Raw genomic sequence first — 23,567 nt, 5'->3', positions numbered from 1 at the left:
ACGCCATTGTCCTTACCCACTTGCCGCCATTGGTTTGCGAGCTGATAGCTGGGAAGGGTGCAAGGCATATGCCAGTGACAGTGATTTGCGCGTGCGCCTCGCGCCGCAGGCCGATGCCCGGCTATAATCGCCGCCTCTTTTCGCCGCCCGAGTCATCGCCGCCCATGTACACCCTGGCCCGTCAGCTGTTGTTCAAACTTTCCCCGGAAACCTCCCACGATCTGTCGCTGGATCTGATCGGCGCGGGTGGGCGTTTGGGCCTCAACGGTTTGCTGTGCAAGGCGCCGGCGAACGTGCCGGTGACGGTCATGGGCCTCGAGTTTCCGAACCCGGTGGGTCTGGCGGCGGGGCTGGACAAGAATGGCGCGGCCATCGACGGCTTCGCGCAGTTGGGGTTCGGTTTTGTCGAAATCGGCACCGTGACCCCGCGTCCGCAACCGGGCAACCCGAAACCACGGATCTTTCGTCTGCCGGAAGCCGAGGCGATCATCAACCGCATGGGTTTCAACAACCTCGGTGTCGATAACCTGCTGGCGCGGGTCGCTGCGGCGAAATACACAGGCGTGCTGGGCATCAACATCGGCAAGAACTTCGACACGCCGGTCGAGCGTGCGGTCGACGACTACCTGATCTGCCTGGACAAGGTGTATGCCCACGCCAGCTACGTGACGGTCAACGTCAGCTCGCCGAACACCCCGGGCCTGCGCAGCCTGCAGTTCGGTGATTCGCTCAAGCAATTGTTGGCCGATCTGGCCACGCGCCGCGCCGAACTGGCGTTGCGTCATGGCAAACATGTGCCGCTGGCGATCAAGATCGCCCCGGACATGACCGATGAAGAAACCGCGCAGGTCGCGCAGGCGCTGATCGAAACCGGCATGGACGCGGTGATCGCGACCAACACCACCCTGAGCCGTGTCGGCGTTGAAGGCATGGAGCATGGCGACGAGGCGGGCGGCTTGTCCGGCGCGCCGGTGCGTGAGAAGAGCACGAATACCGTGAAGGTGCTGGCGGGTGAACTGGCCGGGCGTTTGCCAATCATTGCTGCGGGTGGCATCACTGAAGGCAAGCATGCGGCCGAGAAGATTCTCGCTGGTGCGAGCCTGGTGCAGATCTACTCCGGCTTCATCTACAAAGGCCCGGCGCTGATCCGCGAATCGGTAGACGCCATCGCCGCCCTGCGCAAATAACCCGGTCAATGTAGGAGCTGCCGAAGGCTGCGATCTTTTGATCTTGATTTTGATTTTAAAAAACAGGATCAAAAGATCGCAGCCTGCGGCAGCTCCTACATGAGATGTGCATCAGTTCTCGGGCATAAAAAAGGGCTCCTCGAAGGAGCCCCTGGGCCGTAGCCCGCCGTCCGGGAAGGACGTGCATGGTAAGTCGTTACAAATTCAGATTGTCGTGTCGGAATTAATGCCCTGTGTCAGCCGACGGCGTGAAGTTCGTTGAGTCTGTGGATTCCCGCAGTGCCGGTCATACCGTCCCAGTTGTCGCCGCGTCCTTCTCGCCAGCCGTTAATCCAGGCTTGACGTACCGACGGTAGAGTAAATGGGCAAAGCTCACGGGATTTGCCACCAACGCCATATTGATATCCGCGCAAAAATGCTCTTTCCAACGGATCACGCTTAAGTCTTCTCATAGGGTGTTTCCCTCACTTGTTGACTGTTTGTGTCGCGTTGACCTCAATCGAGGTCTGGCAGAAAAAACCTGCCGTGGTGCGGCTCGCTGCCGGCGTGGCGAGCCAAGGTGTTGACGCCGTTGCGACGTCAACCTGTGGTCAGTTCTAACCAATGAGTCACAGCGATGGAATGACCGTTTTGTCATAAGCACGTAACAAAAAGGGTGCTATAGCGATAAGTAACCGCGTATTTATTCAATGTTTATTAGCCAAACCCCGGTATGATCGGCCCCGCGCTGGATGATGGGCTTAATTCTTTAGTGAGAATGACCCACGTTTGCGCTGGGGTACTATTCGACGAAGGGTCGCTTTAAGACTTTTTGTTACTCCAACTTTTTTATCTGTCCCGGCATCTAAGCTCTTTTAACCCGAGCAGCGGGGATGGAACGGCACACCTTCGTGCCACGCGGGCGTTCTTTTAGAAAAGCGCCTGATTGAAAACCGGATCGGCAATGCGTTGCCGATTCACTAGCCAAAGGCTCTGGAAATACCATGTCCGACCGTTTCGAACTCTTCCTCACTTGCCCTAAAGGCCTTGAAGGCCTGCTCATCGAGGAAGCCGTCGGGCTTGGCCTTGAAGAAGCGCGCGAGCACACTTCCGCCGTGCGTGGCATGGCGACCATGGAAACCGCTTATCGCCTGTGCCTCTGGTCGCGTCTGGCCAACCGGGTGCTGCTGGTGCTCAAGCGTTTCCCGATGAAAGACGCTGAAGACCTCTACCACGGTGTCCTCGACATCGAATGGCAGGATCACATGCTCAACGACGGCACGCTCGCCGTTGAATTCAGCGGCCATGGCTCGGGCATCGACAACACCCACTTCGGCGCCTTGAAAGTCAAAGACGCCATCGTCGACAAACTGCGCACCCCGCAGGGCGACCGTCCGTCGATCGACAAGCTCAACCCGGACCTGCGCATTCACCTGCGCCTGGATCGCGGCGAAGCGATTCTCTCCCTCGACCTCTCCGGGCACAGCCTGCACCAGCGTGGCTATCGCTTGCAGCAGGGCGCGGCGCCGCTGAAGGAAAACCTTGCGGCCGCTATCCTGATCCGTTCCGGCTGGCCGCGCATTGCTGCCGAAGGCGGCGCGCTGGCTGACCCGATGTGCGGTGTCGGTACGTTCCTCGTCGAAGCTGCGATGATCGCCGCCGATATTGCTCCGAACCTGCGTCGTGAACAGTGGGGCTTCACCGCGTGGCTGGGTCACGTGCCGGCGCTGTGGAAAAAACTCCACGAAGAAGCCGTTGAACGCGCCGCTGCCGGCCTGGCCAAGCCACCGCTGTGGATTCGCGGTTACGAAGCTGATCCACGCCTGATTCAACCGGGCCGCAACAACGTTGAGCGCGCCGGTCTGAGCGAGTGGATCAAGATCTACCAGGGCGAAGTCGCGACCTTTGAGCCGCGTCCGGACCAGAACCAGAAAGGCCTGGTCATCTGCAACCCACCGTACGGCGAGCGTCTCGGTGATGAAGCCAGCTTGCTCTATCTCTACCAGAACCTCGGCGAGCGTCTGCGTCAGGCCTGCCTGAACTGGGAAGCGGCGGTGTTCACCGGCGCGCCGGATCTGGGCAAGCGCATGGGCATCCGTAGCCACAAACAGTATTCGTTCTGGAACGGCGCGTTGCCGTGCAAACTGCTGTTGATCAAAGTGCTGCCGGATCAGTTCGTCACTGGCGAGCGCCGTACCCCGGAACAGCGTCAGGCCGAGCGCGAGCAAGCGGCTTACGACCAGACCCCGGACGAGCCGCAAGAGCGCAAATTCAACAAGAACGGCAACCCGATCAAGCCGACGCCAGCCCCGGCGCCGGTGATCGAGCAGCCGCGCTTGAGCGAAGGCGGGCAGATGTTTGCCAACCGTCTGCAAAAGAATCTCAAGGCGATGGGCAAGTGGGTCAAGCGCGAAGGCATCGATTGCTACCGCGTCTACGATGCCGACATGCCTGAGTACGCGATGGCCATCGATCTGTACCACGATTGGGTGCACGTTCAGGAATACGCCGCGCCGAAGTCGATTGACCCGGAAAAAGCCTCGGCCCGCATGTTCGACGCGCTGGCAGCCATTCCGCAGGCGCTGAATGTCGACAAGAGCCGCGTGGTGGTCAAACGCCGCGAGCGCCAGAGCGGTACCAAGCAGTACGAGCGTCAGAGCGCGCAGGGCAAGTTCAACGAAGTCAGCGAGGGCGGCGTGAAGTTGCTGGTCAACCTCACCGACTACCTCGACACGGGCCTGTTCCTCGATCACCGGCCGATGCGCATGCGCATTCAGAAAGAGGCCGAGGGCAAGCGTTTCCTCAATCTGTATTGCTACACCGCGACCGCCAGCGTGCACGCGGCCAAGGGCGGCGCGCGCAGCACCACAAGCGTCGATTTGTCGAAAACCTACCTCGACTGGGCGCGCCGCAACTTGTCGCTGAATGGCTTTTCGGACAAGAACCGTCTGGAGCAGGGCGACGTGATGGTGTGGCTGGAAGGCTGCCGTGAAGAGTACGACCTGATCTTCATCGATCCGCCGACCTTCTCCAATTCCAAGCGCATGGAAGGCATTTTCGACGTGCAGCGTGATCAGGTGCAGTTGATCGACCTGGCCATGGCCCGTCTGGCGCCGGGCGGCGTGCTGTACTTCTCCAACAACTTCCGCAAGTTCCAGTTGGAGGACAACCTCGCCGAGCGTTACGCGGTCGAGGAAATCAGTGCGCAGACCATTGATCCGGATTTTGCCCGCAATACCAAGATCCACCGCGCCTGGAAAATCACGGCTCGTTGACACTCTGCTGCACTGGATCCACAGAGCCTTGATTTTTAACGGCTCTTGGATCCGTTCAGCGCTAGCCAAATTAATGGCTAATAGCTATAACTCACTCATGGCCAATGGGACTTCCCCGGAACACTGGCGTAGTGAGTTGTCCTTATGTCGTTGCACCCCGTGCGCCCGAAGATCCTGGGTTTTATCAGCGAAGACGTCTCGGCCTGGCTGGTCGCGCTGCTGGTATTGCTCGCCGGCGGGATTCTCACGGGGCTGCTCGCCTGGGGCGCGCTCAGTCAGTATCAGCAACAATTGCGTCAGCGCTTTCAATTGCTGGCCAACGAACGTTACAGCCGCATCGAAGAACGTTTTCAGGATCAGGAGCAACGCCTCGACGGCCTGCGCCGCTTCTTCGCCAACTCCGAATCGGTGTCCCGCGCCGAATTCGACGGTTACACCCATCCTTTATTGCTGCGTACCCAGGCTTATTCGTTTGCCTTGCGGGTCAGTGCTGCCGAACGCGCGGCGTTTGAGCAGCGTGTACGGGATGAGGGCCTGAGCACCTTCACCATTCGCGAGCTCAATGCACAGGGCGAACTGCAGTTGGCTGCGACCCGCGACGAATATGTGCCGGTGTTGTACAGCCAGACTCAGAGCCGTCTCGGTTCGCCGCTGGGTTATGACTTGCTGGCGCAACCGTTGCGCCGCGACACCCTGCAACGCGCCGACAAGCTCCGCAGCCTGGCGGTGTCGCAACCGATGCACCTGGTCAGCATTGAGCCATCGTACGCGCGCGGTGTGCTGCTGGTCGCGCCGGTCAATCGCGACGCGCAGGCACAACCGTTCGGCTATGTGATGGCGGTAATCAGCATGCGCCAGTTGCTCGCTGATGGTTTGCCGGACGCGTTCCACGATTATCTGTCGGTGCGCATTCTCGATATGTCGACCAATGATCAGCACGAGGTGTTGTTCGAGTCGACCAATGAGCCCGCCGCCAGTGAGCTGGCGGCTACCCGCTTGCTGCGCATGGCCGATCACGATTATCAGGTCGATATCCTGCCGAGTGAGGCGTTCATTCAGGCCAACCATTCCTCAATCGGCAGCGTGGTGATTCTCGGCGGCTTGCTCAGCCTGCTGCTCAGCGCGTTGCTGTACGTGCTGGTCAGCCAGCGCCAGCGCGCGCTGCGCCTGGTCGAGCAGCGCACGCAGGAATTGCATGAGCGCGAACAGGAACTGCGCGGCACCCACGGTCAATTGCGCGGCGTGTTGAACGCGGCGACTCAAGTGGCAATCATCGCCACTGATTTACGCGGGGTGATCAACACGTTCAATCCCGGCGCCGAACAGATGCTCGGTTATAGCAGTGCCGATGTGGTCGGGCACATGACTCTGGAAAACCTCCATCTGCCCCGCGAGCTGAGCGCACGCGCTGCCGAACTGAGTGCGCGTTATGGCAAAAGCATCCCGACGTGCCACGCGATGCTGGTCGAGGGCGGTGAAGTGGGTGGTCACGAGGCGCGGGAATGGACGCTGGTGCGCAGCGATGGCAGCCATATTCCGGTGAACATGCTGGCCACCCCGGTGCTCGATGAGCAGGGCTTGTGGGTCGGGCATCTGGCGATCTGCATCGATATCACCGAGCGCAAGCGTGTGCACGAAGTGCTGGCCGCGCGCGACGTCTTGCTGAAAAAGCTCAGCGCCCATGTGCCCGGCGGTATCTATCAATTCAAAATGGAGTTCGATGGGCGCTTCAGTGTGATCTACGCCAGTGACGGCATCCGTGAGATCTACGAACTGGAACCGGACGTATTGCTGCTCAACGCCGAGGCGATCTTCACGCGCATTCATCCGCAGGACGTCATCCGCGTGCGCTCCTCGGTCCGTGAGTCGGCGGACAACCTCAGCCCGTGGCGCGAGGAATACCGAGTGCAACTGCCCGAGCGCGGCCTGCGCTGGGTGCGTGGCGAGGCAACGCCTGAAGAGCTGCCGGGCGGCGGGGTGCTGTGGCACGGCTACATCTCGGACATTTCCGACCTTAAACGCGTCGAGGAAGAGTTGCGTGCGCTGTCGGTGACCGACTCGCTGACGGGCATTCATAACCGCCGCTATTTCCAGGAGCGCCTGACCACGGAAATGGCCCGGGTCGAGCGCGGCGGTGGCGAGTTGTCGGTGATCATGCTCGACATCGATCACTTCAAACGCATCAACGACCAATACGGCCATGCCGTCGGCGATCGGGTGCTGCAAGCGGTGTGCGAGCGTATCGGCCATCGTTTGCGCCGCACCGATGTGTTCTGCCGCTTGGGCGGCGAGGAATTCATGGTGTTGTGCCCGGACATCGATGGCGAGCACGCATACATGCTGGCGGTCGAACTCTGGCAGGGTTTGCGCAGTTCACCGGTGGATGTGGTCGGGGTGGTCACGGCGAGTTTCGGTATCGCCAGCTGGCGACCGGGGGAAGGCGCGGATGCGCTGTTGTTGCGCGCGGACTCGGGCGTCTACGCGGCGAAGCAGGGCGGCCGCGATCGCGTCGAACAGATGAGCTGATCCCGCCGCTGAACCCTTGTAGGAGTGAGCCTGCTCGCGATTGCGGTATATCAGTCACCATGATGTATCTGGACTGACGCTATCGCGAGCGGGCTCACTCCTACAGAAGATCAAAAGATCGCAGCCTGCGGCAGCTCCTACAAGGTTATATGTACACCTGTAGGAGCTGCCGAAGGCTGCGATCTTTTGCTTTTAAAGGACCGAAGCAGTCTGCGGCAATCTCGGCTGTTTGTAGAGGTCCAGCAGCACTTGGTCCAGCACCGACGACGCGCCAAACGGTGCCTTGTCATTCAGGATCGCCACCACCGCCCAGGTGTTGCCATTCACATCACGGCTGAAGCCGGCAATCGCCCGCACAGTGTTCAGGGTGCCGGTCTTGACGTGTGCCTCACCGCGCATCGCCGTGGTTTTCAGGCGCTTGCGCATGGTGCCGTCGGTGCCGGCGATTGGCAGCGAGCTGATGTATTCAGCGGCATACGGGCTGTGCCACGCCGCTTGCAGCATGCCGGCCATTTCCCGGGCGCTGACGCGTTCGGCGCGGGACAGGCCGGAGCCGTTTTCCATCACCAGGTGCGGCGCAGTGATGCCTTTCTTCGCCAGCCATTGACGCACGACGCGCTGCGCAGCTTTGGCATCATCACCATCGGCGTCGTTGCGGAAGCGCTGGCCAAGGCTGAGGAACAACTGCTGGGCCATGGTGTTGTTACTGTATTTGTTGATGTCGCGGATGATTTCCGCCAGATCCGGCGAGTAGGCCCGTGCGAGCAGTTTGGCGTTGCTCGGGGTCGAGGCCAGACGGTCCTTGCCCTGGATGCTGCCACCCAGTTCTTTCCAGATCGCCCGTACGGCGCCGGCGGTGTAGGTCGCGTGGTCGAGCAGCGACAGGTAGGTCTGCGAGCTGCAACCTTCGCCCAACTGGCCGGCCACGGTCACGGTCACGCTGCCATCAGCCTCTGGCACCGGGTTGTAGCGCACGCCGCCGGTGCATTGCTTGGACGGCAGGGCTTTGACGGTATTTTCGATGCGCACGCTGGCGATCGGCGGCTCAACCGAGATCAGCACCCGGCCGTTGTCGTTACGGGCGACAAAGCGCAGGGCCTTGAGGTTGACCAGCAGCGAGTCGGGTTTGACCAGGAACGGCTTGTTCTCGTCGTTGCCGTCATCGTTGAATTCCGGCAGCACCGGCTGCACGAAGAAGTTGCGGTCGAGGATCAGGTCACCGGTGATCTGGGTCACGCCGTTGGCGCGCAGGTCGCGCATCAGCAGCCAGAGTTTTTCCATGTTCAGCTTCGGATCGCCGCCACCCTTGAGGTAGAGGTTACCGTTGAGGATGCCGCCGTTCAGGTCGCCATCGGTGTAGAACTCGGTCTTCCACTGATGATTGGGGCCGAGCATTTCCAGCGCCGCGTAAGTGGTCACCAGTTTCATGGTAGAAGCCGGGTTGACCGACACGTCGGCGTTGAACACGGTCGGCGTCCCCGGGCCGTCCAGCGGAACCATCACCAGCGACAGGGCGCTAGGCTGCAATTTGCTCGCCTTGAGGGCTTTTTCGACGTTCGGGGTGAGGGAAGTATTGATGGTGGCAGCAGAAACAGGCAGGGCCAGAGGCAGAAGAAGGCCGGCGAGAAACAGTGGACGCAACGATTTGATCATATGAAATAAAACCCTACAGCCGAGGGGAAAAAGACGAGGACATGGATGAAAAGGTCCTCAGTGGTCACGAAAGTGTCGGCATTATGCCCCAAGGTGTAACCGATTGTGGCTTCCTCGGGGTGGCGATTCGTTGATTTTTTTACAGGCGGTCGGCCTCTGTGTCCAGAGAGGCGGGCAATCGATTGCTTAAACTGGTAAAGTGCCCGCCGTATTTACTTAAGAGGATTGTTCCAATGGCGACTAACCGTTCCCAGCGTCTGCGCAAAAAACTGTGCGTTGATGAATTTCAAGAGCTGGGTTTCGAACTGAACCTGGACTTCAAAGAAGACTTGTCCGAAGAAGCCATTGACGCTTTCCTCGAAGCATTCATCAAAGAAGCCATGGAAGCCAACGGTCTGGGTTATGTTGGCGGCGACGACTTCGGTCTGGTTTGCCTGCAGAAGCGTGGCTCGGTCAACGAAGAGCAGCGTGCTGCCGTTGAAGCCTGGCTGAAAACCCGCTCCGAGCTGACCAAGTATGAAGTCAGCCCGTTGCTGGACGTTTGGTATCCGGAAAAGCCGATCAACGCGGCTAAGTGATACTGAAAAAAACGGCGACCTGAGGGTCGCCGTTTTTTTTCGTCGATCAAAAGATCGCAGCCTCGTTTCACTCGACAGCTCCTACAGGGGAGCGCGATCTCCTGTAGGAGCTGCCGAAGGCTGCGATCTTTTCAGGCTTTGCGCCAGTTCAGGATCACCAACGTCAACACCCCCGCAACAATCCCCCAAAACGCCGACCCAATGGAAAACAGCGTCAACCCCGACGCCGTGACCATAAAGGTAATCAGCGCCGCCTCACGTTCCTTCACCTCGGTCATGGCAATGCTCAAACCATTGATAATCGAACCGAACAGCGCCAACGCCGCGATCGACAGCACCAACTCCTTCGGCAACGCCGCAAACAACGCCGCCAGTGTCGCGCCAAACACCCCGGCAATGCCGTAGAAAATCCCGCACCAGACTGCCGCCGTGTAGCGCTTGTTGCGATCTTCATGGGCGTGCGGCCCGGTACAGATCGCCGCGCTGATGGCGGCGAGGTTGATACCGTGCGAGCCGAACGGCGCCAGCAACAGCGAGGCGATGCCGGTGGTGGTGATCAGCGGCGAGGCCGGGACGGTGTAGCCATCGGCGCGCAGCACGGCAATGCCGGGCATGTTCTGTGAGGTCATGGCCACGACAAACAGCGGAATGCCGATGCTGATGGTCGCCGCCAGCGAGAAGTGCGGCGTTGTCCAAACGGGTGTCGCCACTTCCAGATGAAAGCCGCTGAAGTCCAGCAATCCCATGAAGCCCGACAGCGCAGTGCCGATCAGCAGCGCGGCGAGCACCGCGTAGCGGGGCGACAGGCGCTTGACCACTAAATAAGTGAAGAACATCCCCAGCACCAGCCCGGTACGGTGCTGCGCGGCGACGAAGATTTCGCTGCCGATCTTGAACAGAATCCCCGCCAGCAATGCCGCCGCCAGTGACGCCGGGATCTTTTTCACCAGCCGTTCGAAGCTGCCGGTCAGGCCGCAAATCGTCACCAGCACGGCGCAAGTGATGTAGGCGCCGATGGCCTCGCCATAACTGACACCGCCCAGACTGGTGATCAACAAAGCCGCGCCGGGCGTCGACCAGGCGATGGTGATTGGCGTGCGATAGCGCAGCGACAGGCCGATCGAACACACCGCCATGCCGATCGAAATCGCCCAGATCCACGAAGATATCTGCCCGCTGGTCAGGCCCGCCGCTTGCCCGGCCTGGAACATCAGCACCAGCGAGCTGGTGTAGCCGGTCATCATTGCGATGAAACCGGCGACGATCGCCGACGGCGACGTGTCGGCCAGCGGGCGCAGTTGAGTGTGCGTGGCGTCGTTCATGACAACGGTGTTCCTTCTACAGATGATATTCCCCTGCAGGAGCTGCCGCAGGCTGCGATCTTTTGATTTTGTTTTTTTATAAGCAAAATCAAAAGATCGCAGCCTTCGGCAGCTCCTACATGAGGCGGGCGGCGGATTCTGTGATCAAGCCTAAACTCAATCGTAACGGATCGTTGCAATACAGCCGAAGTCACAAACAGCCGTACAGTCGTGTTGCCACCTTTCATTGTGTACAATCGCGCTGTTTTTTACGCGATACTTGCCAGCGACCTACTGTGCCGTATTACAGTCACGGTCTATTCGCCGCAGTTCTCCCGACTCGAGTGCCCATGAACGAACAGTTGCAACCCCTCAAGAAACAACCGCGAGCAGGCAAAGCCGGCCGCAGCGGAACCCAGGACGATATTGTCTACGCGCATATCTTCGAGGCCATCCTCGAACAGCGTCTGGCGCCCGGCACAAAATTGAGCGAAGAAGCGCTGGGGGAAATCTTTGGGGTCAGCCGCACCATCATTCGCCGCGCGCTGTCGCGTCTGGCCCATGAAGGCGTCGTGCTGTTGCGGCCGAACCGTGGCGCCGTCGTCGCCAGCCCGAGTGTTGAAGAAGCGCGTCAGGTGTTTCTCGCCCGCCGTCTGGTTGAGCGCGCGATCACTGAGCTGGCGGTGCAACACGCCACCGCCGAGCAGATCGCCGAATTGCGCCAGATGGTCAACGACGAGCGCGACAGCTTCTCGCGTGGCGATCGCGGTGCCGGTATTCGTCTGTCGGGCGAGTTCCACCTGAAATTGGCGGAAGCGGCGATGAACGCGCCGTTGATCAGCTTCCAGCGCAGTCTGGTTTCGCAGACGTCGCTGATCATTGCCCAATATGAAAGCGGCAATCGCTCGCATTGTTCGTACGACGAACACACCCAGTTGATCGACGCGATCGAGAAACGCGACGGTGAGCTGGCGGTGAATCTGATGATGCACCACATGGATCACATCGACAGCAAGCTCAACCTCGACGAGGAAGGCGCGTCGGATGACCTGCATGCAGTGTTCTCGCATTTGTTGCAGACCAAAAAACCTGGGCGCCCTGCGGCCAAGCTCTAAGCTGGCGCCGGGTCGACTCCATCGCGAGCAGGCTCACTCCTACATTGGATCTTCAGTGACCACAAAATGTGCGGGCAACACAGATCAACTGTAGGAGTGAGCCTGCTCGCGATAGCAATCTGACAGGCAATAAAAAATCCCCCGGACTGAACAGTACCGGGGGATTTTTTATGGCTCGGAAAAGCTTAGCGCTGATGCACCAAAGCCCCCGCCGCATACGTCTGCTGCACCGTGCGGTCATCACCCAGCGTCATCAACACAAACAACGACTCGGCAATGTTGTTGGCCTGCTTCAAGCGGTAGCTCAGCAGCGGCGTGGCGTTGTAATCGAGCACCAGGAAGTCAGCGTCGGAACCCGGTTGCAGGTTGCCGATCTTGTCTTCCAGACGCAGCGCCCGCGCGCCACCCAGCGTCGCCAAGTACAACGACTTGAACGGACTCAGTCGCGCGCCTTGCAGTTGCATCACTTTGTACGCTTCGTTCAGCGTTTGCAGCAGCGAGAAACTGGTGCCGCCACCCACGTCAGTGCCCAGGCCGACATTGAGTTTGTGCTTTTCGGCCATCGGCAAGTTGAACAAACCGCTGCCGAGGAAGAAGTTCGAGGTCGGGCAGAACGAGATCGCCGAGCCGGTTTCCGCCAGACGCGCGCATTCGTCGTCGCACAGGTGTACGCCGTGGGCAAACACCGAGCGCTCGCCGAGCAATTTGTAGTGGTCGTAAACGTCGAGGTAGCCTTTGCGCTCCGGGAACAGCTCCTTGACCCACTCGATTTCCTTGAGGTTTTCGCTGATGTGGGTCTGCATGTAAAGATCCGGATATTCAGTCAGCAATTGGCCGGCGAGGGTCAGTTGCTCCGGGGTGCTGGTCGGTGCGAAGCGCGGGGTCACTGCGTAGTGCAAACGGCCCTTGCCGTGCCAGCGCTCGATCAGCGCCTTGCTTTCGACGTAGCTGGATTCGGCGGTATCGGTCAGATAGTCCGGCGCGTTGCGGTCCATCATCACCTTGCCGGCGATCATCCGCAGGTCGAGCTTCTCGGCGGCTTCGAACAACGAGTTCACCGACTGCGGGTGCACGCTGCCGAACACCAGCGCGGTGGTGGTGCCGTTGCGCAGCAACTCCTTGACGAAAATGTCAGCGACTTCGTCGGCGTGAGCCTTGTCGCCGAACTGGCTTTCGCACGGGAAGGTGTAGGTGTTGAGCCAGTCGAGCAGTTGCTCGCCGTAGGCGCCGACCATGCCGGTTTGCGGAAAGTGAATGTGCGTGTCGATGAAGCCCGGGGTGATCAGCGCGTCTTTGTAGTGCTCGATTTCGATGTCTGCCGGCAGCGTCGGCAGCAAATCACTGGCGTGGCCGAGGGCGCTGATCTTGCCGCCATCGACCACCAGCAGGCCATCCTCGAAATATTCGTAGGAGGCTTCGATCCCGACTTCGGCGGGGTCGGCGATGCTGTGCAGGATGGCGGCGCGGTAGGCTTTGCGAGTCAGAGGCATGAGGGTTCTCTAATCAGTTTGAGGCTTTGAGTTTGGCGGCCTGACTGCGCCGTGAAACCGGCAGCAGTTTGGCAATCGGTTCGGCGCTGGCAGTCTGCTGTCCGAAGTTGGCGTTATAGGTGGCGATGATTTCGCCGGCGATGGAGATGGCGATTTCCACAGGCAGTTTGCCTTTGACTTCGCCGATGCCCATCGGGCAGCGCATGCGTTGCACGACGCCGCTGTCGAAACCGCGATCACGCAGACGGTGTTCGAACTTCACGCGTTTGGTCTTCGAACCGATCAGGCCGAAGTAGGCGAAGTCGTTGCGCTTGAGAATCGCGGCAGTGAGTTCAAGGTCGAGTTGATGGTTGTGGGTCATGACGATGCAATAACTGCCGGCGGGCAGGTCATCGATTTCATCCACAGGCTCTTCGGCGACGATTTTACGCACGCCGTGGGGGATGTGTTCGGGGAATTCGGCCTCGCGCGAATCGATCCAGCGCACCCGGCAGGGCAGGCTGGCAAGCAACGGCACCAAGGCGCGGCCGACGTGGCCGGCACCGAACACGGCGATTTGCGCCTGCACCTGGCCCATCGGTTCGAACAGCAACACGGTGGCGCCGCCGCAGCACTGGCCCAGGCTGGCGCCGAGGCTGAAACGCTCCAGATGGGTGTCCTGCTTACCGCTGGCGAGCATCTCGCGGGCGATCTGCATGGCTTTGTATTCCAGATGCCCGCCACCGATGGTGTCGAAGCTCTGATTGGCGCTGATGACCATTTTCGAGCCGGCGTTGCGTGGCGTCGAGCCGAGTTCTTCGATGATCGTCACCAGCACACAGGGTTCGCCCTGGTTCTGCAGGTCGGCGAGGGCGTCGATCCAGTTGTACATGTTCACCTCGACATCTTCGTTGTCTGTTCGGGCCTCATCGCGAGCAGGCTCACTCCTACATTTGGAATGCGTTCCCCTGTAGGAGTGAGCCTGCTCGCGATAGCCGCGCCTCGGTTCTAGAGCGGAGCCAACTCGGTTTCAGCCGCGACGGCTTTCACCGCCTTCAACTGACGCATCTGCTCGCAACCCCACAACACCCGCTCCGGCGTCGCCGGCGCATCAATCTGCGGCTGATGCTTGTAATCCCCGAGGCTCGCCACCGCATCCTTGATCGCACACCACGAAGCAATCCCGAGCATGAACGGCGGCTCACCGACAGCCTTGGAATGGAACACGGTGTCTTCCGGGTTCTTGCGGTTTTCCACCAGTTTCACACGCAGATCCAGCGGCATGTCCGCCACCGCCGGGATCTTGTAGCTGGCCGGGCCGTTGGTCATCAGCTTGCCTTTGTTGTTCCAGACCAGTTCTTCCATGGTCAGCCAGCCCATGCCCTGGATGAAGCCACCCTCGACCTGACCGATGTCGATGGACGGGTTCAATGAGGCGCCGACGTCGTGAAGAATGTCGGTGCGCAGCATCTTGTACTCGCCGGTCAGGGTGTCGACGATCACTTCGCAGCACGCCGCGCCGAAGGCGAAGTAGTAGAACGGACGGCCACGCGCCTGGCTGCGGTCGTAGTAGATTTTCGGGGTCTTGTAGAAGCCGGTGCTCGACAGCGACACCTGATTGAAATACGCCTGCTGGATCAGCGCTTCAAAGGTCAGGATGTGGTCGCGAACACGCACGTGGCCGTTGTGGAATTCGACGTCTTCTTCAGTGACTTTGAAGTGACGCGCAGCGAATTCCACCAGACGTTTCTTGATGATTTCAGCCGCGTTCTGCGCCGCTTTACCGTTCAGGTCAGCGCCGCTGGACGCCGCGGTCGGCGAGGTGTTCGGCACCTTGTCGGTATTGGTCGCGGTGATCTGCACGCGATCGATTTCCACCTGGAACACTTCAGCCACGACCTGCGCAACTTTGGTGTTCAGGCCCTGACCCATTTCGGTGCCGCCATGGTTCAGATGGATGCTGCCATCGGTGTAGATGTGGATCAGCGCGCCGGCCTGGTTCAAGAAGCTCGCGGTGAAGGAAATGCCGAATTTCACCGGGGTCAGCGCCAGGCCTTTTTTCAGGATCGGGCTGTTGGCGTTGTAGCGACGGATCGCTTCGCGACGTTCGTGATACTGACTGCTTTCTTCCAGTTCGGCGGTCATTTCCTCGAGCATGTTGTGCTCGACGGTCTGGTAGTAGTGGGTGACGTTGCGCTCGGTCTTGCCGTAGTAGTTGGCCTTGCGCACGGCCAGCGGATCGAGTTGCAGGTGACGGGCAATCGCGTCCATCACTTCTTCGATCGCGACCATGCCTTGCGGACCACCGAAACCACGGTAAGCGGTGTTCGACGCGGTGTTGGTCTTGCAGCGGTGACCGTTGATTGTCGCATCGCCCAAGTAGTACGAGTTGTCCGAGTGGAACATCGCGCGGTCAACGATCGAGGCGGACAAGTCCGGCGAGCAACCGCAGTTGCCGGCCAGATCCATATTGATCCCGTGCAGGCGCCCGGTGCTGTCGAAGCCGACGTCGTATTCGACGTAGAACGGGTGGCGCTTGCCGGTCATCAGCATGTCTTCAACGCGCGGCAGGCGCATCTTGGTCGGCTGACCGGTGAGGTGCGCAACCACCGCGCACAGGCATGCCGGGCTGGCGGCCTGAGTTTCCTTGCCACCGAAACCGCCGCCCATGCGGCGCATGTCGACAACGATTTTGTTCATCGACACGTCGAGCACTTCGGCGACCAGTTTCTGCACTTCGGTCGGGTTCTGCGTCGAGCAGTAAACGATCATGCCGCCGTCTTCGGTGGGCATTACCGAGGAGATTTGCGTCTCCAGGTAGAAGTGTTCCTGACCACCAATGTGCAGCGTGCCTTGAATGCGGTGTTCAGCCGTCGCCAGTGCAGAGACAGAATCGCCGCGCTGGTGGGTGTGGCTGTCGAGGACGAAGTGGCGTTTGCGCAAGGCTTCGACCACGTCGAGCACTGGCTCTAGATCTTCGTATTCGATGATCGCGGCCATCGCCGCTTTGCGCGCGGTTTCCAGGTCTTTCGCCGCGACGGCGAGCACCGGTTGACCGACGAACTGCACGTCATCGATGGCCAGCAGCGGGTCGCCTGGCATCAGCGGGCCGATGTCTTTCAGGCCCGGCACGTCTTCATGGGTGATGGCGATACGCACGCCTTCGAAGGCGTAGCACGGCGAGGTATCGATGCTGATGATTTTCGCGTGGGCGCGGTCCGACATGCGTGCATACAGGTGCAACTGGTTGGGGAATTCCAGACGGTCATCGATGTACTGCGCTTCACCGGACACGTGCTTGGCGGCACTGTCGTGCTTGACGCTGCGACCGACACCGGAGGTCAGATCCTTGGCGAACAATTCAGCCAGTTCGGCTTGGGTTTTTTCTACGCCGTGATGGTTAGACATAAGCGGTCACCCGAGTCTCGATGTGCGGTGTTTGCAGTTCGATGAAGTATTTACGCAGCAGGTTCTGCGCGCTGAGCAGGCGATATTCCTTGCTGGCGCGGAAGTCCGAGAGCGGGGTGAAATCTTCCGCCAGTGCGGCGCAGGCACGTTCGACCACGGCATTGTTGAACGGCGCACCGATCAGCGCAGCTTCACAGTTGGCTGCGCGTTTCGGGATCGCGGCCATGCCGCCGAACGCCATACGCGCATCGGTGATCACGCCGTTTTCCACGCGCAGGTTGAACGCGGCGCAGACGGCGGAGATGTCATCGTCCAGACGCTTGGAGACTTTGTAGGCGCGGAACAACTGCTCGGCGCTGGCGCGCGGCACGATGATCTTCTCGATGAACTCACTTTCCTGACGGGCCGTGACTTTGTAATCGATGAAGTAATCGTCGAGGTTCAGGGTGCGGCGGGTTTCGCCTTTGCACAGCACAACCTGCGCGCCGAGAGCGATCAACAGCGGCGGCGAGTCACCGATCGGCGAGGCGTTGCCGATGTTGCCGCCGAGGGTGCCCTGGTTGCGGATTTGCAGCGAGGCGAAACGGTGCAGCAATTCGCCGAAGTCCGGGTACTCGGCGTTCAACGCTTCGTAGCAGTCGGAGAGGGCGGTGGCGGCGCCGATTTCGATGCGGTCATCGAAGGTTTCGATGCGCTTCATTTCCGCGACGTTGCCGACGTAGATCATCACCGGCAGGGTGCGGTGGAACTGGGTGACTTCCAGCGCCAGATCGGTGCCGCCAGCGAGCAGGCGCGCTTGGGGATAAGCGTCATAAAGGTCGGCCAGATCGGCGACGGTCAGCGGCACCAGGCAGCGCTTGTCGCCGCTGTTGAGTTCGCCGATATCGGTCGGGGCGATGGCTTTGAGGCGCGCGATGGTGTCCGCTTCGCGGGCATCGAACTGATCCGGTTGCTTGCCGCAGCAGGATTGCTCAGCAGCGGCCAGAATCGGGCGGTAGCCAGTGCAGCGGCAGAGGTTGCCGGCCAGCGCTTCGTGGGCCTTGGCGTGATCCGGTGCATCGCTGTTCTTTTGCAGGGCGAACAGCGACATGACGAAACCGGGGGTGCAGAAACCGCACTGCGAACCGTGGCACTCGACCATGGCTTTCTGCACGCTGTGCAGTTCGCCTTTGTGCTTGAGGTCTTCGACGCTGATCAATTGTTTGCCGTGCAGCGACGAGACGAAAGTCAGGCACGAGTTGAGGCTGCGATAGCGAATGTGTTCGCGGCCAGCGTCATCCGTTTGCAACTCACCGACCACTACGGTGCAGGCGCCGCAGTCACCGCTGGCGCAACCTTCTTTGGTGCCCGATTTACCGACGTGTTCACGCAGGTAATTGAGCACAGTCAGATTCGGGTCCAGGGCGTGCTCGCTACGGAGTTCCTGGTTAAGTAAAAACTGGATCACGGAAGGCCTCGCAGACTCATTATTGTTGTTAACCGACGTGAACCGAATTTAGCAGGTCTGACTTTTCGGTCAATGGTTTTCTGACTTAAAGGTCAGGAAAATCCATTTCGTCGATCAACAACGTGTCTATTCAGTATTGACCTTCATTGGTCAGCCTGGTTTTTTGTTTGGTTTTCTAAATTTTTTGTTTGGTTTTCTAAAGAAAACTGCGGGATTCGTGCCAAAAACCGCCGAGTGGGCACTCCGCCATGACCGTGCATTTGCGCTACACTGCGCCGCTTGTGCAGATCGATAGAGTTTGAAGGACAACCATGACGTTCAAGGCGCCGGACAGCCTCGCCGAGCAAATTGCTCACCACCTCGCCGAACGCATCATTCGTGGCGAAATGAAGCCAGGAGAGCGCATCCAGGAACAGAAGGTCACGCTGGCACTGAATGTCAGCCGCGGTTCGGTCCGCGAGGCCTTGCTGATCCTCGAACGTCGGCACCTGATCGCGATCCTGCCGCGCCGTGGCGCGCACGTCACCGAGCTGACGCCGCACAAGGTGCAGAGCCTGTGCACGCTGATGAGCGAGCTGTACATCCTGCTTGGCAACTCGGTGGCCAATGGCTGGCAAGTGCAGTCGGACATGGCGCCGTTCGTGCAGATTCAGCAGCGCCTGACCGCCAGTTTCGAGCGTCAGGACATCCGCAGCTTCGTCGACGACAGCTTCAGCGTGATGCGCGCCGCCTATCCGTTCGCCAACAACCCCTACCTGCAAGAAACGGTCGAGAACCTGCAACCGGCGATGAGCCGCGCCTACTTCCTCGCCCTCGAACAGCGCAAGGCTTCAATGAGCGAGTTCCTCGAACTGTTCGAACGCCTGCTGGCCGCCGTGCTTGCCCGTGATTTGCCGCAGATCCGCATCGTGCTGACGGCTTACGCCCAGCGCAGCTGCGATCTGGTGGTTTCCGCGCTGACGGTTGCCTAAGCGTGCGGCTCAAGTGCATCAAGCTGGCGGGATTCAAATCCTTCGTCGACCCGACCACGGTGAACTTCCCCAGTAACATGGCGGCGGTCGTCGGGCCGAACGGTTGCGGCAAGTCGAACATCATCGACGCCGTCCGCTGGGTGATGGGCGAGAGTTCGGCGAAGAACCTGCGTGGCGAGTCGATGACCGACGTCATCTTCAACGGTTCGACCAGCCGCAAACCGGTAAGCCAGGCGAGTATCGAGCTGGTTTTCGACAACTCCGACGGCACCTTGCTCGGCGAGTATGCAGCCTACGCGGAAATCTCGATTCGCCGCAAAGTCACCCGCGACAGCCAGACCACCTATTACCTCAACGGCACCAAATGCCGTCGTCGCGACATCACCGATATTTTTCTCGGCACCGGCCTCGGCCCGCGCAGCTATTCGATCATCGAGCAGGGGATGATCTCCAAGCTGATCGAATCCAAGCCGGAAGACCTGCGCAACTTCATTGAAGAAGCCGCCGGTATCTCGAAATATAAAGAGCGCCGCCGCGAGACCGAAAACCGTATCCGCCGCACCCATGAAAACCTCGCGCGTCTGACCGACCTGCGTGATGAGCTCGAGCGTCAACTCGAACGCCTGCACCGCCAGGCCGAAGCGGCGAAGAAGTATCAGGAATTCAAAGCCGAGGAGCGTCAGCTCAAGGCGCAACTGTCGGCGCTGCGCTGGCAGGATCTCAACGATCAGGTCGGCCAGCGCGAGTCGATCATCGGCACGCAGGAAATCAGTTTCGAAGCCTTGGTCGCCGAGCAGCGCAATGCCGACGCGGCCATCGAACGCTTGCGTGACGGGCACCATGACCTGTCCGAACGCTTCAATCTGGTGCAGGGGCGCTTTTATTCGGTCGGCGGCGACATCGCCCGGGTCGAGCAGAGCATCCAGCACGGCCAGCAACGTCTGCGTCAGTTGCAGGACGATCTGAAAGAAGCCGAGCGCGCACGTCTGGAAACCGAATCGCATCTGGGCCACGACCGCACCTTGCTGCTGACCCTCGGCGAAGAGTTGGACATGCTCACCCCCGAGCAGGAAGTCACCAGCGCCGCCGCCGAAGAAGCCGCTGCCGCGCTGGAGGATTCCGAAAGCGTCATGCACGGCTGGCAGGAGCAGTGGGACGCCTTCAACCTGACCGCCGCCGAACCGCGCCGCCAGGCCGAAGTGCAGCAGTCGCGCATTCAGCAGCTGGAAACCAGCATGGAGCGTCTGGCTGATCGGCAAAAGCGTCTTGGCGAAGAGCGCGCGTTACTCTCGGCTGACCCCGAAGACGCGGCGATCATGGAACTCAACGAGCAGCTCGCCGAGTCCGAAGCGACCCTCGAAGATTTGCAGACCAGTGAAGAAGCGCAGGTCGAAAAACTTGAACAACTGCGCCAGGAATTGCAGCAAGCACTGACCTCGCAGCAGCAGGCGCAGGGTGATTTGCAGCGCCTCAACGGTCGCCTCGCGTCTCTCGAAGCGTTGCAGCAAGCCGCGCTCGATCCGGGCACCGGCACCGCCGAGTGGCTGAAGGAACACCACCTCGCCGAGCGTCCGCGCCTGGCCGAAGGTTTGAAGGTTGAGGCCGGTTGGGAATTGGCGGTGGAAACCGTGCTCGGTGCTGATCTGCAAGCGGTGCTGGTCGACGATTTCAGCGGCTTCGATTTGTCCGGTTTTACTCAGGGCGATCTGCGTCTGCTCAGCCCGGCCAGCGATGGCGTGCGGGTGGCGGGCAGCTTGCTGGATAAAGTCGACGCGCAGATCGATCTGTCGCCGTGGCTGGGTCAGGTCAAACCGGTCGACAGCCTTGAGCAAGCCTTGGCCTTGCGCGGGCAGTTGAGCGCTGGTGAGAGCCTGATCAGTCGTGACGGTTACTGGGTCGGTCGGCACTTTTTACGCGTACGACGTGCCAGCGAAGCAGAAAGCGGCATGCTTGCCCGTGGTCAGGAAATCGAAGCGCTGCACCTCGAACGCGAAGAGAAAGAAGCCACGGTCGAGGCCATGGAAACCCGTCTGCAAACCCTGCGTGCGCAACAGCGTCAGCAGGAAAACGGTCGCGAACATTTGCGCCGTTTGCTGCAAGACGAAGCGCGTCAGCAAGGTGAATTGAAAGCCCAGTTGTCGGCCGGCAAAGCCAAGGCCGAGCAACTGACTCTGCGTCGTACCCGTCTCGATGAAGAGCTGGTCGAACTCGGCGAACAGCGCGAGCTTGAGCACGAACAAGTCGGCGAAGCGCGCATGCAATTGCAGGACGCGCTGGATGCCATGGCGCTGGACACCGAGCAGCGCGAGTTGCTGCTGGCCCAGCGCGACAGCCTGCGCGAACGCCTCGACCGCGTGCGTCAGGAAGCGCGCCAGCACAAGGATCATGCGCATCAACTGGCCGTGCGTCTTGGCTCGTTGCGCGCGCAACACGACTCCACGCGCCAGGCGCTCGAGCGTCTGGAAATGCAGGCCGAGCGCCTGACTGAAAAGCGCGAACAGTTGAGTCTGAATCTGGAAGAGGGCGAGGCACCGCTGGAAGAGTTGCGCCTGAAACTCGAAGAGCTGCTCGACAAGCGCATGACTGTCGACGAAGAACTCAAGACCGCGCAGATCGCTTTGGAAGATGCCGACCGCGAACTGCGCGATGCAGAAAAACGCCGGACCCAGGCCGAGCAGCAATCACAATTGATTCGCGGCCAACTCGAACAGCAGCGCATGGAATGGCAAGCCCTGACGGTGCGGCGCAAGGCTTTGCAGGATCATTTGCTCGAAGACGGCTACGATCTGAATGGCGTGCTCGCGACATTAACCGCGCAAGCCAGTGAACGCGAAGCCGAAGAAGAACTCGAACGCATCAGCGCGCGGATTCAGCGCCTGGGTGCGATCAACCTCGCGGCCATCGATGAATACACGCAACAGTCCGAGCGTAAACGTTATCTGGACGCGCAGAATGCCGATCTGGTCGAAGCGCTGGAGACCCTTGAGAACGTCATTCGCAAGATCGACAAGGAAACCCGTAATCGCTTCAAAGATACCTTTGATCAGATCAATGGCGGTTTACAGGCACTTTTTCCAAAAGTTTTCGGTGGTGGACGGGCGTATTTGGAACTGACGGGCGAAGATCTACTCGATACAGGGGTAACGATCATGGCGCAGCCGCCAGGGAAGAAGAACAGCACCATCCATTTGCTCTCCGGCGGGGAGAAAGCCCTGACCGCGCTGGCACTGGTTTTTGCCATCTTCAAGTTGAATCCGGCGCCGTTCTGCATGCTCGATGAGGTTGACGCACCGCTGGATGACGCTAACGTTGGACGCTACGCACGCTTGGTCAAAGAGATGTCGCAGACCGTGCAGTTCATCTATATCACCCACAACAAGATCGCCATGGAAATGGCCGAGCAGTTGATGGGCGTAACGATGCATGAACCGGGTTGTTCGCGACTGGTAGCCGTGGATGTCGAGGAGGCGATGGCGATGGTGGACGCCTGAGCCAGCGTGGTGTCGGAAAGGTAATTAAGAGCTGTAGGACTTTTTTACCGCGTTCGACTTGCTGGCCAATCGACATATTCGCGCAAGCCAATGAGACAGACGGTGTAAAGTTGTCTTTGGTCGTGCTAGTTTAATGTCAATTTTTCGTATACGTGGGCAAAACGCCTGTCAGAACATAGAGTTGGCGCCACGTTTTAAAGCGGTTTGCACAATGTAAACCCCTTATTTTTCAGCATTTTTTATAGAGGCACGGGATTACATGGAAATCGGTCTGCGCGAGTGGCTGATCGTCATCGGCATCATTGTGATAGCCGGTATTCTTTTCGATGGCTGGCGCCGTATGCGCGGCGGCAAGGGAAAACTGAAATTCCGTCTTGACCGAAGTCTGTCCAACCTACCGGACGAGGACACCAGCGCTGAGCTGTTGGGCCCGGCCCGCGTGCTGGACACGCATAAAGAGCCACAACTGGACGAACACGATCTGCCATCGGTGAGCATGCCGGCCCGCGAAGCACGCGAGCCTCGCGAATCCGGCTCGAAACGTGGCAAGCGTGGCGGCAAGGGTTCGGCGCAGGGCGACTTGAACCTGGATCTGGATCTGGACGACGGCCCGAGCTTCAGCAGCCGTGACGACGATTTCGTTGAAGACACCAAGCCTGCGCCTGCCGTGGTCGACAAAGACCAGCCGCAAGCCGAAGAAGTGCTGGTGATCAGCGTGATCTGCCGTGACGCTGCCGGTTTCAAAGGCCCGGCGCTGTTGCAGAACATTCTGGAAAGCGGTCTGCGTTTTGGCGAGATGGATATTTTCCACCGTCACGAAAGCATGGCTGGCAACGGCGAAGTGCTGTTCTCCATGGCCAACGCGGTCAAACCGGGCATCTTCGATCTGGACGACATCGACCATTTCAGCACCCCGGCGGTGAGCTTCTTCCTCGGTCTGCCGGGCCCGCGTCATCCGAAGCAGGCTTTCGACGTGATGGTGGCCGCAGCCCGCAAGCTGTCGCAGGAACTGAACGGCGAGCTGAAAGATGATCAGCGCAGCGTGCTGACCGCGCAAACGATCGAGCACTACCGCCAGCGCATCGTCGAATTCGAACGCCGCGCTTTGACCCAGAAGCGCTAAGGCCAGATCAAAAGATCGCAGCCTGCGGCAGCTCCTACAGAGGA

15 protein-coding genes are annotated in these 23,567 nt (G+C 59.9%); 8 read left to right on the top strand and 7 right to left on the bottom strand.

The features are described 5' to 3' along the window. Nucleotides 1–164 precede the first annotated feature (164 nt). Nucleotides 165–1,187 (top strand): quinone-dependent dihydroorotate dehydrogenase, encoded by a 1,023-nt coding sequence (locus ACZZ0B_RS16755; RefSeq protein WP_463545812.1) that lies wholly within the window; start codon nt 165–167, stop codon nt 1,185–1,187. A 236-nt stretch (nt 1,188–1,423) separates the two neighbouring features. On the opposite strand, the gene rmf is transcribed toward ACZZ0B_RS16755, so the two are convergent. Beyond that, a complete protein-coding gene (gene rmf, locus ACZZ0B_RS16750) occupies nt 1,424–1,639 on the bottom strand; it encodes a ribosome modulation factor (protein WP_003223300.1) in 216 nt (71 codons plus the stop codon). A 531-nt stretch (nt 1,640–2,170) separates the two neighbouring features. On the opposite strand from rmf, the gene rlmKL reads away from it, so the two are divergent. Together rlmKL and ACZZ0B_RS16740 are read left to right on the top strand one after the other, a co-directional pair. Beyond that, complete coding sequence (rlmKL, locus tag ACZZ0B_RS16745) at nt 2,171–4,441, top strand: bifunctional 23S rRNA (guanine(2069)-N(7))-methyltransferase RlmK/23S rRNA (guanine(2445)-N(2))-methyltransferase RlmL (RefSeq protein WP_463545811.1); 2,271 nt, start codon at nt 2,171–2,173, stop codon at nt 4,439–4,441. A gap of 144 nt (nt 4,442–4,585) precedes the next feature. Beyond that, nucleotides 4,586–6,967, top strand: a complete 2,382-nt coding sequence (locus ACZZ0B_RS16740) for a sensor domain-containing diguanylate cyclase (protein WP_463545810.1) — start codon at nt 4,586–4,588, stop codon at nt 6,965–6,967. Between the two features lie 192 nt (nt 6,968–7,159). Here ACZZ0B_RS16740 and dacB read toward each other — a convergent pair whose 3' ends face one another. Beyond that, nucleotides 7,160–8,620 (bottom strand): D-alanyl-D-alanine carboxypeptidase/D-alanyl-D-alanine endopeptidase, encoded by a 1,461-nt coding sequence (gene dacB / locus ACZZ0B_RS16735; protein ID WP_008076853.1) that lies wholly within the window; start codon nt 8,618–8,620, stop codon nt 7,160–7,162. A gap of 233 nt (nt 8,621–8,853) precedes the next feature. Here dacB and ACZZ0B_RS16730 point away from each other — a divergent pair, with 233 nt between their 5' ends. Further along, nucleotides 8,854–9,198, top strand: coding sequence for a YggL family protein (locus ACZZ0B_RS16730; RefSeq protein ID WP_007916365.1), 345 nt, complete (start codon nt 8,854–8,856; stop codon nt 9,196–9,198). Between the two features lie 131 nt (nt 9,199–9,329). Here the strand turns inward: ACZZ0B_RS16730 and ACZZ0B_RS16725 are convergent, their stop codons facing one another. Continuing rightward, the gene (locus ACZZ0B_RS16725) at nt 9,330–10,520 is read right to left on the bottom strand and encodes a benzoate/H(+) symporter BenE family transporter (RefSeq protein WP_008082304.1); all 1,191 of its coding nucleotides are present in this window, start codon (nt 10,518–10,520) and stop codon (nt 9,330–9,332) included. Between the two features lie 329 nt (nt 10,521–10,849). Here ACZZ0B_RS16725 and ACZZ0B_RS16720 point away from each other — a divergent pair, with 329 nt between their 5' ends. Further along, nucleotides 10,850–11,614, top strand: coding sequence for a GntR family transcriptional regulator (locus tag ACZZ0B_RS16720; RefSeq protein WP_007918375.1), 765 nt, complete (start codon nt 10,850–10,852; stop codon nt 11,612–11,614). Between the two features lie 185 nt (nt 11,615–11,799). Here ACZZ0B_RS16720 and guaD read toward each other — a convergent pair whose 3' ends face one another. The 4 genes from guaD to xdhA form a co-directional block, all read right to left on the bottom strand. Next, nucleotides 11,800–13,104: a guanine deaminase gene (guaD, locus tag ACZZ0B_RS16715; protein WP_158834553.1), complete on the bottom strand. Its 1,305-nt coding sequence runs from the start codon at nt 13,102–13,104 to the stop codon at nt 11,800–11,802. A gap of 13 nt (nt 13,105–13,117) precedes the next feature. Beyond that, nucleotides 13,118–13,975: a xanthine dehydrogenase accessory protein XdhC gene (xdhC, locus tag ACZZ0B_RS16710; protein WP_008082300.1), complete on the bottom strand. Its 858-nt coding sequence runs from the start codon at nt 13,973–13,975 to the stop codon at nt 13,118–13,120. A gap of 116 nt (nt 13,976–14,091) precedes the next feature. After that, the gene (gene xdhB / locus ACZZ0B_RS16705) at nt 14,092–16,491 is read right to left on the bottom strand and encodes a xanthine dehydrogenase molybdopterin binding subunit (RefSeq protein ID WP_463545809.1); all 2,400 of its coding nucleotides are present in this window, start codon (nt 16,489–16,491) and stop codon (nt 14,092–14,094) included. Beyond that, nucleotides 16,484–17,938 carry a xanthine dehydrogenase small subunit gene (gene xdhA, locus ACZZ0B_RS16700; protein ID WP_463545808.1) on the bottom strand — a complete coding sequence of 485 codons (1,455 nt, stop codon included), beginning with the start codon at nt 17,936–17,938 and terminating at the stop codon, nt 16,484–16,486. Before xdhA ends, xdhB begins: the two co-directional genes overlap by 8 nt. Nucleotides 17,939–18,249: 311 nt before the next feature. Here xdhA and ACZZ0B_RS16695 point away from each other — a divergent pair, with 311 nt between their 5' ends. The 3 genes from ACZZ0B_RS16695 (at nt 18,250) to zipA (ending at nt 23,523) form a co-directional block, all read left to right on the top strand. Then, the gene (locus ACZZ0B_RS16695; RefSeq protein WP_008082296.1) at nt 18,250–18,909 is read left to right on the top strand and encodes a GntR family transcriptional regulator; all 660 of its coding nucleotides are present in this window, start codon (nt 18,250–18,252) and stop codon (nt 18,907–18,909) included. 2 nt (nt 18,910–18,911) lie between these two features. Continuing rightward, nucleotides 18,912–22,400, top strand: a complete 3,489-nt coding sequence (gene smc, locus ACZZ0B_RS16690; RefSeq protein ID WP_463545807.1) for a chromosome segregation protein SMC — start codon at nt 18,912–18,914, stop codon at nt 22,398–22,400. 259 nt (nt 22,401–22,659) lie between these two features. After that, on the top strand, nt 22,660–23,523 hold the full coding sequence (gene zipA, locus ACZZ0B_RS16685; protein ID WP_440095630.1) for a cell division protein ZipA: 864 nt from the start codon (nt 22,660–22,662) through the stop codon (nt 23,521–23,523). The last annotated feature ends 44 nt before the right edge of the window (nt 23,524–23,567 follow it).

The organism is Pseudomonas sp. AC247 (assembly GCF_979258015.1).
Note: the sequence above shows the minus strand (reverse complement) of the source record. Positions and strands in the feature narration are given on the sequence as shown.

Coding starts and splice junctions, on each gene's coding strand:
- ACZZ0B_RS16720 (WP_007918375.1), top strand. CDS start 10,850: ATGAACGAACAGTTGCAACCCCTCAAGAAACAACCGCGAGCAGGCAAA.
- dacB (WP_008076853.1), bottom strand. CDS start 8,620: ATGATCAAATCGTTGCGTCCACTGTTTCTCGCCGGCCTTCTTCTGCCT.
- rmf (WP_003223300.1), bottom strand. CDS start 1,639: ATGAGAAGACTTAAGCGTGATCCGTTGGAAAGAGCATTTTTGCGCGGA.
- ACZZ0B_RS16755 (WP_463545812.1), top strand. CDS start 165: ATGTACACCCTGGCCCGTCAGCTGTTGTTCAAACTTTCCCCGGAAACC.
- ACZZ0B_RS16695 (WP_008082296.1), top strand. CDS start 18,250: ATGACGTTCAAGGCGCCGGACAGCCTCGCCGAGCAAATTGCTCACCAC.
- ACZZ0B_RS16725 (WP_008082304.1), bottom strand. CDS start 10,520: ATGAACGACGCCACGCACACTCAACTGCGCCCGCTGGCCGACACGTCG.
- zipA (WP_440095630.1), top strand. CDS start 22,660: ATGGAAATCGGTCTGCGCGAGTGGCTGATCGTCATCGGCATCATTGTG.
- xdhC (WP_008082300.1), bottom strand. CDS start 13,975: ATGTACAACTGGATCGACGCCCTCGCCGACCTGCAGAACCAGGGCGAA.
- ACZZ0B_RS16740 (WP_463545810.1), top strand. CDS start 4,586: ATGTCGTTGCACCCCGTGCGCCCGAAGATCCTGGGTTTTATCAGCGAA.
- rlmKL (WP_463545811.1), top strand. CDS start 2,171: ATGTCCGACCGTTTCGAACTCTTCCTCACTTGCCCTAAAGGCCTTGAA.
- ACZZ0B_RS16730 (WP_007916365.1), top strand. CDS start 8,854: ATGGCGACTAACCGTTCCCAGCGTCTGCGCAAAAAACTGTGCGTTGAT.
- xdhB (WP_463545809.1), bottom strand. CDS start 16,491: ATGTCTAACCATCACGGCGTAGAAAAAACCCAAGCCGAACTGGCTGAA.
- guaD (WP_158834553.1), bottom strand. CDS start 13,104: ATGCCTCTGACTCGCAAAGCCTACCGCGCCGCCATCCTGCACAGCATC.